This window comes from Streptomyces sp. SP17BM10, assembly GCF_036322405.1.
In the GTDB taxonomy this organism is placed as follows: Bacteria; Actinomycetota; Actinomycetes; order Streptomycetales; family Streptomycetaceae; genus Kitasatospora.
Genome location: NZ_JAQYXB010000576.1, coordinates 187,078 through 201,438, shown reverse-complemented (window position 1 = coordinate 201,438; position 14,361 = coordinate 187,078). Strand labels below are relative to the sequence as shown.

Here is a 14,361-nt window from a genome sequence, read left to right as displayed (position 1 = left end):
GGCCTGAGCCATGACGCACGACACGGCCGGCACGGCCGCCGCACCGCTCGCCCCCGAACTCGTCGCGCGCTACCACCGGGACGGCTACGTGCTCCTGCCGCCCGGCTCGCTGGCCGGGGACCTGCTCGACGTGGCGCTCGACGAGCTCCCGTCGATCCTCGCCGCCGACGACCCCGGGCGGGTCCTGGAGCGCGACGGGCGGACCGTCCGCTCGGTCTACGGGCTGCACCGCACGAACCCGGCGATCGCCGCGCTCACCCGCCGCCCGGCGCTGCTCGGCGCCGTCCGCGGCCTGCTCGACGACGACGTGTACGTGCACCAGTCGAAGGTGAACATCAAGGCGCCGTTCGCCGGCGACCAGTGGGAGTGGCACCAGGACTACGTCTACTGGCTCACCGGCGACGGCATCCGGCGCCCCGACCTGGTCAACGTCGCCGTGTTCCTGGACGAGGTGACGGAGTTCAACGGCCCGCTCACCTTCGTCCCCGGCTCGCACACGGCCGGGCTGCTCGCCAGCATCGACGCCGACGGCATGCCGCTCGGCTACGAGGACGCGCCGGCCTGGGTGGCGACGCTCACCGCCGACGAGAAGTTCCGGGTGCGCCACGGCGTCATCGAGGAACTCGCCCGCGCCAACGGACTGGTGAGCCCCAAGGGGCCGGCCGGGTCGGTGCTGGTGTTCCACCCGAACATCCTGCACTGCTCGGCGGCGAACATCTCGCCGTTCCGCCGCTCGATGCTGATGTTCGTCTACAACAGCGTCGCCAACCGTCCCGAGGTCACCGGCCTGCGGCCGGACTTCCTCGCCGAACCGGAGCCGGTCGCACTCCAGCCGATCTGACGGACCATCAGCACATCGACTCACGGCGCAGTTGGGGGAACCATGCGGGACGCGGCCGAGCGGGTGACGGCTTGAGCGGGCGCAGCGAGCGAATCGTCGACGGGTGCGCGTTTCGCCGAGCGGCCGCCGAGCGCAGTGAGGTGGGCGCATGAGCGGCGGGGCCTCGGTGCTCCGCGGACCGCGGGTGCCCCACCGGGCGCCGTACGGGGTCCCGGGGCTGGTCCGCGACCAGCGGACGCGCACTCCGGACGCCGTCGCCTGCTCCGATCCCGGGCGGACCCTCACCTACGCCGAGCTGGACCTCCTCAGCGACGCGTGCGCGGCCGCCGTGCTGGGCGCCACCGGCGGGCGCCGGGGGCCGGTGGCCGTGCGGATGCCCCGGCAGGCCGACCTGCTGGTCGCGCTGCTCGGGGTGCTCAAGGCCGGCTGCCACTACGTGCCGGTCGCGGCCGACGAGCCCGCCGCGCGGGTCGCGGCCATGACCGGCGCCGTCCGGCCGCTGTGCACGGTCGTGGCGTCCGGGCACGAGAGCCTCGCCCCGGGCGGGGTGCCGGCCGTCACCGTGCCGCGCACGGCGCCCGCCGGATACGCGCCGCTGCGCGAGTGCGGGCCCGAGGACCCGGTCTACGCGCTGTTCACCTCGGGCTCGACGGGCACCCCGAAGGCCGTCCTGGTCGGCGCCGCCGCCCTCGCCAACCGCCTGTTGTGGATGGCGGGGCGATTCGGCCTCGACGGGCGCGACCGCGTCCTCCAGAAGACGCCGAGCACCTTCGACGTCGCCGGCTGGGAGTTCTTCCTGCCCGTGATCACGGGCGCCCGCTGCGTCTTCCCGCCGGCCGACGCCCACTACGACCCCCACCTCCTCGCCCGCGCCCTGGCCGACGAGCGCATCACCGTCTGCCACTTCGTGCCGACGATGCTGGAGGCCCAGCTGCGCCTGGCGCCCGTCGAACTCCCGTCGCTGAGGCTGGTGTTCTGCAGCGGCGAGGCGCTGGCGCCCGCGCTCGCCGCGCGGTTCGCGCAGTGGTCGGGCGCCGACCTGCACAACCTGTACGGGCCGACCGAGGCCGCGATAGACGTCACCCACTGGCCGGTGCCACGCGGGCTCGCCCCGGACGGGGACGTGTTCATCGGGGCGCCGATCGACAACGTCGACCTGCGGATCGCCGGGACGGACGGTTCCCCCGTCCAGGACGGCGAGCCGGGCGAGCTGTGGATCGGCGGCGTCCAGGTGGCGCTCGGCTACGTGGGCCGGCCCGACCTGACGGAGGCGGCGTTCCCCGTCGTCGACGGCCAACGCTGGTACCGCACGGGGGACTTGGCGTCGCTGGAGGACGGCCGGGTGCGCTACCTCGGCCGGATCGACGCGCAGCTCAAGATCCGCGGCGTCCGGATCGAACCGGCCGAGGTCGAGGCCGCGCTCACCGCTCACCCCGCGGTCGCCGCCGCCACCGTCGTCGCCCTCCGGCCCCCGGACGGCCTCGCCGCGGAGCTCGTCGCCGTGGCCGTGCGCGCCGAGGGCCGCGCGGACGCGGACCACGAGATCCTCTCCCACGTCGCCGAGCGGCTGCCCCGGGCCTTCGTGCCGCACGCCCTGCGCTGGGTCGACCGGCTGCCCCTCACCGCGTCCGGCAAGGCCGACCGCCGGCGCATCGCCGAGGAGACCGAGCAGTGGTGGGAGCCGGCGGCGACCGTCGAGGAGTCGGACGAACTCTCCGCCCTCTGGTGGGAGTCGCTCCCCGTCCCGGCCGACCAGCGGCGCGAGGACCTCGGCTTCCCGAGCCTCGGCGGACACTCCCTCACCGCCCTCGCACTGATCGCCCGGATCGCCGAACTGCGCGGCGTCGAACTGCCGTTGCCGCTGTTCCTGCGCGACGGCCTCACACTGGCCGACCTCCGGAAGGCCGTGGCCACCGCGCCCCGCAGCGAGCGCCCGCAGGCCGCCGAGGGCCCCGCCGACCACAGCCCGCTCACCCCCGTGCAGGAGCCGCTGTGGCTCCTCAACCGAGCCCTGGCCGACGACTCCGGCAACAACGTCGTCGGCACGCTGAGGATCCCCGTCGCCGTCGACGACGCCACCCTCCGCGCCGCCGCCCGGGACGTGCTCGGGCGCCACGACCTCCTGCGCGCGTCCGTCGACGTCACCGACGGCGTCCCCCGGTGGACGTACGCGCCCCACGCCGAACCGCGGCTCAGCGTCCGGGAGAGCGCCGACCCGCTCGACGAGCCGGCGGAGCGCGCCTTCGTCGCCGGGATCGCGCGGACGGCCATCCCGCTGGACCGCCCGCCGCTGCTCACCGTCGGCCTGCTGCGCGGCAAGGGCGAGGCCCTCCTCGTGCTCTCCCTCCACCACCTGGTGGCCGACCAACACGCCCTCGAACTCGTCGCCAGGGACCTCGCCACCGCCTACACCGCCCGCAGCCGCGGCCTCGCGCCGCAGTGGCCGCCCGCGCCCGCCTTCGCCGCCTTCGCCCACCGGCGCGCCGCCGCCGTCGGCTCGGACCGCTGGCACGAGGACCTCGCGTACTGGGAGGCGCTCCTGCCCGACGCCCCCGCGCACACGCCGCTGCCGTTCCGCCTCACCGGCCCGGTCGGCCCCACGCTCGACGGCCGCCGCACGGTGGCCGCGCTCGGCCCGGAGCTCACCGCCGCCGTCGACACCCTCCTCGCCCGCACCGGGCACACCCGGGCCACGTACGTCGTCGCGTGCGTCGCGACCGTCCTCGCCGCGTGGGCGGGCGAGCGGTCCGTCGCCGTGGGCGTGCCGGTCAGCCGGCGGCTCGGCCCCGGGGAGCAGGAGCTCGTCGGGCCCGTGCTCAGCACCGTGCCGCTGTGGCTCGACGTCGGGGGCCGGACCGGGCGCGACGACCTGCTCGCCCACGTGCGCGACCGCTCGCTGGAGGCGCTCGACCACCTCGCGCCGACGTTCCAGGCCGTCGTGCACCGGCTGGGGCTGCCGCCCTCGCCCCGGGACAACCCGCTGTTCCAGGTGTGGGTCAACGACCTCAGCCGGATCGGGCCCGCCCCCGCCTTCGCCGACGCGCCCGCGCGATGGGTGGACGCGTCGCCGCCCTACGCGCTGTTCGACCTCAACTTCTACCTCCGGCACGACCAGGAGGACGGGCTTCGGCTCGAACTCGTGGGGCGGGCAGGCCTGTTCGAGGATGCGGTGGTCGACGAGCTGCTGCGTCAGGTGGTCGGCGTCGCGGCGGCGTTCGCGGCGGACCGCGCGCCGTTCGACGGCCCTCGTCCCGTTGCGCCGAAGGCGTCCGACCAGGACCCGCCCGATCTCCTCGCGCGGATCCGTGCGGTCGCCCTCCGGGCCCCCGACGCCGTCGCCCTTCACTCGCCCCAGCTCGACCTGACCTACGCCGAGTTGCTCCACCGGTGCGACGAGGTGGCCGCCGCCGTCACCGCCGCGGGCGTCGCCCCCGGGGACGTCCTGGAACTGCGCGCCGACCGCTCCCCCGGCCTCGCCGCCGCCTTCCTCGGCGCCCGGCAGGCGGGCGCGGCCGTCGCCGTCACGGACGCCCACCTGCCCGCCGCCGCGCTCGCCGAACGCCAGGACCTCCTGCGCCCCAAGGCCGTCCTGACCCCCGACGGCGCCATCCGCCCCGGCGCCGGGGAACCGCGCCACCTTCCCGGCACCAGCCACGTCCTCTTCACGTCCGGCACCTCCGGCCGCCCGGCCGCCGTCGCGGTGCCCCCGGCCGCACTCGCCGGGACGCTCGACTGGTACCTGCGTGCCTTCGGCCTCGGCCCGGCGGACCGGATCGCCCTGCTGGGCACCATCGGCCACGACCCGCTGCTGCGCGACCTCCTGGCGCCCCTGCTCGCGGGCGGCACCGTCGTCGTTCCGCCCGAGTCCGTCTTCACCGCCCCCGACCGGCTGTTCGCGCTGCTGGACGACGAGCGCGTCACCGTCCTGCACGCCACCCCGGCCCTCCTCGAACTCCTGCTGTCCGGCCGGTCCGACTCAGGCCACCCCGGCACCGGCCGCCTGCCGCACCTGCGCCTGGTCGTCAGCGGCGGCGCGCCGCTCACCGCGGGCATGGTCCGCGCGCTGCGCGCCGTCACGGAAGCCACCGTCGTGAACGCCTACGGCGCCACCGAGACGCCCCAACTCGCCTCCGTCTGGCGGATCGACGCCGGCCAGGAGCCGCCCGCCGGGCTGCCGGACACGGCCGAACTGCCGGTCGGCACCGGCGCGGGAGCCGCCGAGCTCCTCGTCCTGCGACCCGACGGCGCGCCCGCCCCGGTCGGTCACACCGGGGAGGTCGTCGTCCGCTCCCCGCACCTCGCCGCGGGCTACCTCGACGGCACCGGCAGGGGCGACCGCTTCGACCCCGCCGCCGGCACCTACCGCACCGGCGACCGCGGCCGCCGCCACCCGTCCGGCGCGATCGTGCTGCACGGCCGGCTCGACCGCCAGCTGTCCGTCGACGGCTACCGACTCGACCCCGAACAGGTCGAACGCGCCGCCCTCGACCACCCCGCCGTCCGGCACGCCGTCGCCGCCCTGACCGCGACCGCCGCCGGCCACCTGCTGTCGCTCACCGTCCGCACCGCGCCCGGCGCCGCCGCCCCGGACCCGGCCGACCTCCGCTCGCACCTGCGCCGCCGCCTGCCGCGCTACGCGGTGCCCACCGAGATCCTGTTCGCCGACGGCCCGCGCGAGCGCGCCGCCAAGACCGCCGGGGCGCCGGTCACGGACGGCCCCGGCGGGGACGACCGGGCCGCCGCCGGACTGGCCGCCCTGGTCCGGGAGGCCATCGGCATCGACCTCCGGCCCGCCGACAACTTCTTCGACGCCGGGCTCAACTCGATGGCCGTCGTGCGCCTGCACGCCCTGCTGGGCGAGCGGCTGGCCACCGCCTTCCCGGTGACGGCGATGTTCGAGCACCCGAACCTCCTCGCGCTGGCCCGCTTCCTCTCCGGCCGCGCTCCGGCCGCGCCGCTCCGGGACGGTCCCCCCGCGCCCCGGTCGGCCCCACCGGCCGAGCAGCGGCGGCAGTTGCGCCGACGCATCCGACACGACCTCCAGGGGAACTGATGACCGACCAGCGCACGACCGACCAGAGCAGGTACGAACCCATCGCCGTCGTCGGGATGGCCGCCCGCTTCCCCGGGGCCCTCGACCTCGGCGCATTCTGGGCCAACCTCCGCGACGGCGTCGGCTCCATCCGCCGCGCCACCGACGAGGAGCTCGCCGCGGCCGGGGTGCCCGCCCGCGCGCTCGCCGACCCGCAGTACGTCAAGGCCGTCGCGCCGGTGCCCGAGATCGACGGCTTCGACGCCGGGTTCTTCGGACTCACCCCCCGCGAGGCCCGCATCTGCGACCCGCAGATCCGGCTCTTCCTGGAGTGCGCCCACGCCGCCCTGGAGGACGCCGGCTACGACCCCGAACAGCTCGCCGACGTCGGCGTGTTCGGCTCCGCCGGGCGCGGCCGCTACCTCGACCTGGTGCGCCGCAGCGAGGGCCGCGCCGGCCACGGCGGCAGCGGCGGCGACGGCGTCGGCGTCGGCCTCTCGCTGAGCACCTGGAACTCGACCGACTCGCTCGCCCCGCTGGTCTCCTACAAGCTCGGCCTGAACGGCCCGAGCCTCGGCATCGCGACGGCCTGCGCGAGCCCGCTGGTGGGCCTGCACCTGGCCGCCGCCTCGCTGCGCGCGGGCGAGTGCGAGCTGGCGCTCGTCGGCGGCGCGGAGGTCGAACTGCCGCTGGAGCACGGCTACTGGTGGGAGCCCGGCGGAAAGATCAGCCGCGACGGGCACTGCCGGCCCTTCGACGCCGGGGCGACCGGCACGGTCTTCGGCTCGGGCGCCGGAGTGGTCGCGGTCAAGCGGCTCTCCGACGCGATCGCCGACCGGGACCACATCCGCGCCGTGATCCGCGGCACGGCCGTCAACAACGACGGCTCCGCCAAGGCCGGGTTCGCCGCGCCGAGCGTCTCCGGCCAGTCGGCGGCGATCGCGGAGGCGATGCTGACGGCCGGGGTCGGGCCGGGCGACGTCGGCCTGGTGGAGGCGCACGCCTCGGGCACCGTCCTCGGCGACCCGATCGAGGTGGCCGCGCTCACCGCCGCCTACCGGTACCTCGGCGCCACGGGCAGCGGCGCCACGGTCCTCACCTCCGTCAAGGGCAACATCGGGCACCTCGGCCACGCCTCCGGGATCGCCTCGCTGATCAAGGTCGTGCTGACGCTGGAGCACGGGAGCATCCCGCGCACCCTCGGCCTGCGCACCGCCAACCCCGAACTCGCCATCGAGCAATCGCCGTTCGTGCTGCCGACCGCCGCGGTGCCGTGGCAGCGCCGGGCGGACCGGCCCCGGGTGGCGGCCGTCAACACGTACGGCGTCGGCGGCACCAACGCGCACGTCGTGCTGGAGGAGGCCCCGGCGCGCCCTGCGCCCCCCGCCGCGCCGGAGCGCCCGCGGATCGTCGTCTGGTCGGCGCGCACGCCCGCGGCCGCCGAGCGCTACCGGACCCGGCTCGCCGATCACTTCGCCTCCGCGGGACCGGACTTCGCCGCGAGCGTCGCCACCCTCCAGCAGGGCCGCACGACGCACCCGTACCGCGGCGCGGTGGTGGCCACCGGCGCCCGCGAGGCGGCCGACCTCCTGACGGCGGCGAGCGGTCCCGCCACCGGACCCGCCGGCAGCCGCATCGCGCTGCTGTTCCCCGGCATGGGCACCCAGCACCCGGGCATGGCCCTCGACCTCTACGAGCGCTCCCCCGCCTACGCCCGGGCCTTCGACGCCTGCCTGGACCTCTTCGAGGCCGAGGACGTGCCGCTGCGCGACCTGTGGCGGGACGCCGACGCCGGCCGGATCGCCGATCCGGACGTCGCCCAGCCGCTGCTGTTCGCCGTCGAGCATGCGCTGGCGCGGGCCTGGCACGCGTGGGGCGTGCGGCCGGGCGCCGTCCTGGGGCACAGCCTCGGCGAACTCGCGGCGGCCGCGGCCGCCGGGGTGCTCACCCCCGAGGACGCCGTGCGGGCCGTCGTCGCGCGCTCGCGGGCGCTCGCCGCCACGCCGCCCGGCGCCATGCTCGCCGTCGCGGCGGCGGAGGCGGACGTCGCGCCGCTGCTGCCGGCCGACGTGCACGTGTCGGTGGTCAACAGCCCGCGCATGGTGGTGGTCGCCGGGCCCGCGGACGCCGTCGCGCGAGCGGGCGCGGAGCTGCGGGGCGCCGGGATGAACGTCCGTCCGGTCCCGTTCAGCCGCGCCTCGCACGTGCCGCTCGCCGCCCCGGCCGCGAAGGCCTTCGAGGAGGCGCTGCGGGGGCTGCGGTTCGCCGCACCCGCCGTCGACCTGTACTCCTGCGCGACCGGCGGGCTGGTGAGCGACGCCGAGGCCACGGATCCGGCCTTCTGGGCGGGGCAGTTGGTGCGTCCGGTGCGGTTCGCGGACGCGGTGGCCGCGCTCGTGGGCACCGACGGGCGGCAGCTGCTGATCGAGTGCGGCCCCGGCCGCGCGCTCACCTCGGCCCTGCGCCAGCACCCCGCCGTGGACCCCGCACGCCACCGGGTGCTGCCGACGCTCGCCCAGCGCAGGACCGAACCGCTCGCCGACGTGCAGTCGGCACTGACCGCCGTCGCCGCCGTCTGGACGGAGGGGCACGCGATCGACTGGACGGCCGTCGAGGACCTGTCCGAGGCGGGCCGCGCGCCCGTGCCCGGGTACCCGTACGAACGGCAGCGGTACTGGGTCGACGTGGCGCTCGAGGAGGAAACCCAGCCGACTTCCGTCGACTCCCCCTTCACGCTCCCCAGTTGGCACGAACAGCCCCGAGCCGCGCACCGCCCCGAGCCGGCCGCCCGCACGGCCGTCACCGCCCTCCCCGCGGACGAGACGGCCGCCCACCGGGTCACCTCGGCGCTGCGCGAGGCCGGGTTGCGGGTCGTCCCGCTCACACCGGGCGACGCGTACGAGGACCGCGAGGTCGGCTTCGTCGTCCGCGAGGGCGAACCCCAGGACCTCGCCCGCGCCTTCCGCACCCTGCGCGAACGCGGCGTGACGCCCGGCCTGCTGGTCCACGCCGGCACCCTCGGACGGCCCGAAGACGCCGACCTGGCCGAGCAGTTGGCGGCCGGGCACACCGCCGCCACCGAACTGCTGCGCCAGGCCGCCGAGGCCGGGGCACCCGAACTCGTCGTCCTCACCGAGCACGCGGTGGACGTCAGCGGGCACGACCGGCTGCGCCCGGGCCACGCGGCGCTCACCGCGCTCACCCCGCTCGTCCCGCTCACCGGCGATGGCGGACAGGCCGGGGTCCGCCTGATCGACCTGGGCGGTTCCGTCCCCGACCGCGTCCTAGCCGCCGAGCTCCGCTCAGGCGGGGAGGGCGTGGTGGCACTCCGCGGCACCCGCCGCTGGGTCCCCACCGAACACCCGCTCGCCGTGACCCCGCCGGAGGGCCCCGCCCTCCGGCCCGCCGGCACCTACCTGATCACCGGCGGCACCGGCCGCCTCGGCGCCCGGGTGGCCCGCGGGCTGGCCGCGACCGGACTGCACCCGACGCTCGTGCTCGCCGGCCTCAAGGCGGCCGAACGGCCCGACCTGGTGGCCGAACTGGAGTCCCTGGGCGCCACCGTCGAGTCCGCCGCGTGCGACGTCACCGACCACGCGGCGCTCACCGCCCTCCTCGACGACATCACCGACCGCCACGGCCCCGTCCACGTCGTCCTGCACCTGGCCGGCCCGGCCGCCGACGCGGCCGAGGGCGACGCCTTCGGGCCGCGGGCGTTCGGCCTCGCGGCCCTCACCCGCGCCTTCGTCGGCCGTCCGGCGCTCGACCTGTTCGCGACCGTCACGCGGAGCCGCCCCGACGCCGCCGACGCCGTCCTCACCGCCCTCGCGGCCACCAGCGCCCCGCCGGCAGCCCGTACGCTCGTCGTCTCCACGCCCCTCCCCGCCGACCCGGCACTCCTCCTGGAGCTGCTGCAGTCGCACACACCGACGCACGTGACGATACGTCAGCTCACCGATGAGCCGCAGGCCGAGGCCGAAGCGGCGCCCACCACGGCCGTCCAGTCCGAGCGGGACACCACGACCACCCGCCTGCGCGAGCTGTGGACGGGCCTGCTGGGCTGGCCCGAGATCGCCGACGGCGCGGACTTCTTCGACATCGGCGGCAACTCCCTCACCGCGGTCGAGCTGGTCTCCCACATCCACGACGAGTTCGGCGTGGACCTCGGCATCGCCGCCCTCTTCGACTACCCCACCCTGGACGCCCTCGCGGCCCAGATCGAACGGAAGCAGGCGGCATGACCGGGTCCGACGGGCAGCACCTCGTCCCACTGAGAGCCACCGGCTGGTCCGTGTGGCGCGATGTCGTCCTGCGCAGCACCGGCTTCCCGGCCGACACCGTGCGCCCGCTCACCGACCCCGCGCTCGCGGCTGCCGCGGACGCCGACGACGCGGACGCCTACCGCGCCGAGTACGAGCGGGCCACCGCGCGGCTGTCCGCCGCCGTGCGCGGGGCGTCGACGACGCCGCGCTTCCGGGAGGCCGTCGCCTGGCAGAACCCGAAGCTGCTCAAGCTGTGCCTGGACAAGCTCGCGGCCGGCGAGCCGCGCAACGTCCGGGGGCGCAACCACGAGCTGGCGGTGGCGGGTTACCTCCAGCGGTACGCGCTGAAGAACGACACCATCGGCTTCGTCGGCCCGGTCGGCTGGGCCCGGTGGACGGACGACGGCGCGCCGCTCGCGTCACGCGTCGGGCCGGACTTCCTCGCCCGGCGCACGGTGTACTTCGAGATCTGGGCGGTCGACGCCGTCGCCAAGGCCCTTTCGGACGACCCTCGCGTGCGCCCGTGGCTGGCGCCGCGCCGGTTCGCCGCGCACCACCTCGCCGGCTCGACGCTGCTCGCTCCCGGCCGCCCGCCCGTACAACTCACGGCCGCCGAAGCGGAGTTGCTTTCGCTCGTCGACGGAGTCCGCCCGCTGCCCGAGCTCGCGGACGAGCTGGCGTGGTCCGAGTTCCCCGAACTCGGCGATCCGGCCGCGCTCCTGGCCGTCGTCGAGGACCTCGTCGCCCGCCGGCTGATCCGGCACGACGTCGTCGGCACGATCGAGGCGTACCCCGAGCGCTCGCTGGTCGCCCGCCTGGAGCGGATCGCCGACCCGGCGGCCCGGGCGCACGCGCTCGGCGTCGTGGCGCGGTTCACCGCCGCCCGGGACGCGGTCGCGGCCGCGGCGGGCGACGACGTCGCGCTGGAGGCCGCGATGGCCGGCCTCGGCACGTGCTTCGAGGAGATCACCGGCGTGGCCGGCGAGCGCCGCGCGGGCCAGACGTACGCCGGGCGGACGCTCGTCTACGAGGACACCGTCCGCGACGTGCGGGTCGACCTCGGCCCGGTGCTGCGCGACGCCCTCGCCGGGCCGCTGGCACTGCTGCTGGACAGCGCTCGGTGGCTGGTCGCCGAGGTGGGCCAGGAGTTCGACCGCTACCTCACCGACATCTACGAGCGCCGGGTCGCCCAGAACGGCGACCCGGAGGTGCCGCTGGCGGCGATCCTGAGCCTGGCGACGCCGCAGCTGTACTTCAACATCCGCGGACTGTCCAAGCCGGCCCGCCGCGCCGTCGACGAGTTCCAGCGCCGCTGGGCGGACGTGCTGCGGCTGCCGCCGGACGCCGAGCGCGTCGAGCTGCGCAGCGAGGACATCGCCGCTCGGGTGGCCGAGCTGTTCCCCGCGCGTCCGCTGCCGTGGCCGACGGCGGTGCACCACTCGCCGGACTTCATGCTCGCCGCCGCGGACGAGGAGGCGGTCGGGCGCGGGGAGTTCCTGCTCGTGCTCGGCGAACTGCACCTGTCGTTCAACACCATGGAGAGCCGGGTCTTCGTCGAGCAGCACGACGACCCGCCGGCGATGCTGGCGGCGGCCGAGGCGGACATGCGCGGCAGCCGGATCTACGGGATCATGAACCGGGACGTGCCGGGCGTGAGTTCGCGGGTGTCGCCGCCGTCGGCGCTGCTGTCGCCCGAGTACACGTACTGGACGATGCACCCCGAGGCGGTGACGCCGCCGGGCCCGATCATGCCGGCCGCCGCGCTGTTCGTGCGCCGGGAGGGCGAGCGGCTGGTCGTGCGCTCGCGCGCCGGCTCGTTCGCGGCCCCGTTGGCGCACGTGGTGGGCGAGCCGCTCGCGGCGGCGGCGATCAACGCGTTCAAGCCGGTGGCCAAGGCCCGCCACAACCCGCGCATCACCGTCGACCGCATGGTGGTGGCCCGGGAGTCGTGGAGCTTCCCGGCGGGCGAACTCGCCTGGGCCGCGGTGAAGTCCGAGCCGGAGCGCTTCCGGGCCGCCCGCCGCTGGCGGCTCGAACAGGGCCTGCCCGAGCGGGCGTTCTACAAGGTCCCGGTGGAGGACAAGCCCGCGTTCGTCGACTTCACCAGCCTGGTGCTGGTCAACATCCTGGCCAAGGCGGTGCGCCGGTCCGTGGAGGAGGAGAACGGCTCCGTCACGCTGACCGAGATGCTGCCGGACGCGGACGGGCTGTGGCTCCGGGACGCGCAGGGGGCGCGGTACACCTCGGAGTTCCGCATCCTCGCCGTCGACGGGGCCGCCCGCGATCTGTAGCCGGCGGGGTGTCCATCCGGGCCGCCCGCGTTCGTCGTGGGGGTGGCCCGCCGGGAGCGGACGGGCACCCGCACCACGCACGAGCGACACGAGAGACCTGAGGAGCACCACATGATCAAGGCCCTGAACGAGATCGAGGTCATCACCCTCTTCGTGGAGGACCTCCCCGCCACGAAGAAGTTCTACCTCGACGTCTTCGGCCTGGAGGTGGTCTACGAGGACGGCGAGTCCGCCGTCCTGAAGATGCGCAACCTGATGATCAACCTGCTGGAGGTCGGCGAGGCGCACGGCCTGGTCGCGCCCGCCCCGGTCGGCGGCCCGGAGACCGGCGCCCGCGCGCTGCTCACGATCAACGTCGCCGACGCCGAGGCCGTCTGCGCCGAGCTGGCCGAGCACGGCGTGGAGCTGCTCAACGGCCCGGTGGACCAGCCGTGGGGCCGGCGCACGGCGACCTTCGCCGACCCCGCCGGGAACGTCTGGGAGATCGCCCAGGAGCTGACCCAGCCCTGACCGGCCCGCCCGACGCCGGTCTCCAGCAGCCGACTTCTGAGAGAGGACCCCGTAGATGTCGAAAGTCGTCGAGCTCATCGTCCCCAACAGTGCCGAGTACCACCTGCGCAACCCCGCCCTGAACCTCACCGGTGAGGAGCGCGAGCGGGTGGTGCGGTTCAGCGGCACGTACGAGTGCGAGCACTCGGTCTTCTGGAGCACCGCCCCCCGGGTCCTGGTGCTCCCCCTCGGCTGGAGCCGGCAGTGGTTCGACGACATCCACCGGACGCTGGGCCTGGACCCGGTGCCGGTGGTGTCGCCGGCCCGGCGCACCGGGCTGCTGGTGGAGGACTTCCTGAAGGACGGCGACGCGCAGGCGCGGCTGCGCGAACTGCTGGATCCGTACGAGGTGGTGAGGCTCCAGATCGTCGGCCCGACCGACGGGACGTACCTGCTGGCGGCGCTGGTGCGCGGCTGGGGCAAGGCGGTGGAGCTGGACCACGTCGACGAGGACGCCTACTGGGCGAGCCTCTACCTGGACTCCAAGATCAGTCCGCTGGACCTGGCCCGCGAGCTGCCCGGCATCAACGTCGCCCCGGGCATGGTCGCGGGCAACTGGGTCGAGCTGCGCGGCGGCCTCAAGGCGATGACGGCCCGGTACGGCACGGTGATCGCCCGCACGCTGTTCGGCGTGGCCGGCGACGGCTCCGGCGTGGTCCGCGACGCGCCCGGCGCCGTCGAGGAGTTCCTGGACAACGCGGCCCGGGACTCGTTCTTCGCGTTCCCGATCCTGATCCAGCGCTTCCAGGAACACGCCGAGGGCGTCGGTTGCCCGGCCGCGGACATCCTGATCGGCGAGGACGGCGTCGAGGACGTCGTGTGGTGCGCGCTGACCGTCGAGCACGGCTACTCCTTCCGCAGCGTGGACGTCGGCGTCGGCGCGCTGCCGCCGGAGTGGGGCGAGCGGCTCACCCAGGCCGCGCACGAGGTCGGCGCGGCCGCGCACAAGCTGGGCTACCGCGGCTGGATGTGCATCGACTGCGTCGCCGGCTCCGACGACCGGCTGTACATCACCGAGATCAACGCGCGGCGCAGCGGCTCGCTGCACGCGGGCGGCCTGCTGCGGATGTGGGGCGCGGAGAAGGAGCTGACGCTCTCCGCGCACTTCATGCTGCAGGTCGCGGAGGGCACGACGTACGAGGACCACATCCGGCCGGTCTTCGAGAAGCTGTGGGCGGACGGGGTGAAGGCGTACCCGACGAGCGTTCGGGCGCTGCCCTGGCCGGACCCGATCGTCGCGGTCATCGCGGCGGCGCCGACGGCCGCGCAGGCGCAGGCGATCGTCGCCGGGATCAAGGAGGGGATCGACGCGCGGACGGCCGCGGACGGCCTGACGGCCGCCGCCGACTCCGCGTACGGGCCGGGCAGAGCGTGAGACCGCGGGCG

General features: G+C 75.8%; 6 protein-coding genes. All 6 read left to right on the top strand.

Translation table 11 applies throughout. The features are described from left to right. The first annotated feature begins 10 nt into the window (after window positions 1-10). The 6 genes from PUR71_RS17035 to PUR71_RS17010 all read left to right on the top strand — a co-directional run bounded on the left by PUR71_RS17035 (window position 11) and on the right by PUR71_RS17010 (window position 14,350). The gene (locus tag PUR71_RS17035; RefSeq protein WP_329927845.1) at window positions 11-841 is read left to right on the top strand and encodes a phytanoyl-CoA dioxygenase family protein; all 831 of its coding nucleotides are present in this window, start codon (window positions 11-13) and stop codon (window positions 839-841) included. Between the two features lie 148 nt (window positions 842-989). Then, complete coding sequence (locus PUR71_RS17030) at window positions 990-5,894, top strand: non-ribosomal peptide synthetase (protein WP_329927844.1); 4,905 nt, start codon at window positions 990-992, stop codon at window positions 5,892-5,894. Then, the gene (locus PUR71_RS17025) at window positions 5,894-10,114 is read left to right on the top strand and encodes a type I polyketide synthase (RefSeq protein ID WP_329927843.1); all 4,221 of its coding nucleotides are present in this window, start codon (window positions 5,894-5,896) and stop codon (window positions 10,112-10,114) included. The genes PUR71_RS17030 and PUR71_RS17025 overlap by 1 nt, the downstream gene beginning before the upstream one ends. After that, window positions 10,111-12,426 (top strand): lantibiotic dehydratase, encoded by a 2,316-nt coding sequence (locus tag PUR71_RS17020; RefSeq protein ID WP_329927842.1) that lies wholly within the window; start codon window positions 10,111-10,113, stop codon window positions 12,424-12,426. The genes PUR71_RS17025 and PUR71_RS17020 overlap by 4 nt, the downstream gene beginning before the upstream one ends. Window positions 12,427-12,537: 111 nt before the next feature. Then, the gene (locus tag PUR71_RS17015; protein ID WP_329927841.1) at window positions 12,538-12,936 is read left to right on the top strand and encodes a VOC family protein; all 399 of its coding nucleotides are present in this window, start codon (window positions 12,538-12,540) and stop codon (window positions 12,934-12,936) included. Window positions 12,937-12,991: 55 nt separating this feature from the next. Then, window positions 12,992-14,350, top strand: coding sequence for a hypothetical protein (locus tag PUR71_RS17010; RefSeq protein ID WP_329927840.1), 1,359 nt, complete (start codon window positions 12,992-12,994; stop codon window positions 14,348-14,350). The last annotated feature ends 11 nt before the right edge of the window (window positions 14,351-14,361 follow it).

What these genes read in the sequence shown, in the direction of transcription:
- PUR71_RS17010 (WP_329927840.1), top strand. Translation starts at nt 12,992, where the DNA reads ATGTCGAAAGTCGTCGAGCTCATCGTCCCCAACAGTGCCGAGTACCAC.
- PUR71_RS17015 (WP_329927841.1), top strand. Translation starts at nt 12,538, where the DNA reads ATGATCAAGGCCCTGAACGAGATCGAGGTCATCACCCTCTTCGTGGAG.
- PUR71_RS17035 (WP_329927845.1), top strand. Translation starts at nt 11, where the DNA reads ATGACGCACGACACGGCCGGCACGGCCGCCGCACCGCTCGCCCCCGAA.
- PUR71_RS17025 (WP_329927843.1), top strand. Translation starts at nt 5,894, where the DNA reads ATGACCGACCAGCGCACGACCGACCAGAGCAGGTACGAACCCATCGCC.
- PUR71_RS17030 (WP_329927844.1), top strand. Translation starts at nt 990, where the DNA reads ATGAGCGGCGGGGCCTCGGTGCTCCGCGGACCGCGGGTGCCCCACCGG.
- PUR71_RS17020 (WP_329927842.1), top strand. Translation starts at nt 10,111, where the DNA reads ATGACCGGGTCCGACGGGCAGCACCTCGTCCCACTGAGAGCCACCGGC.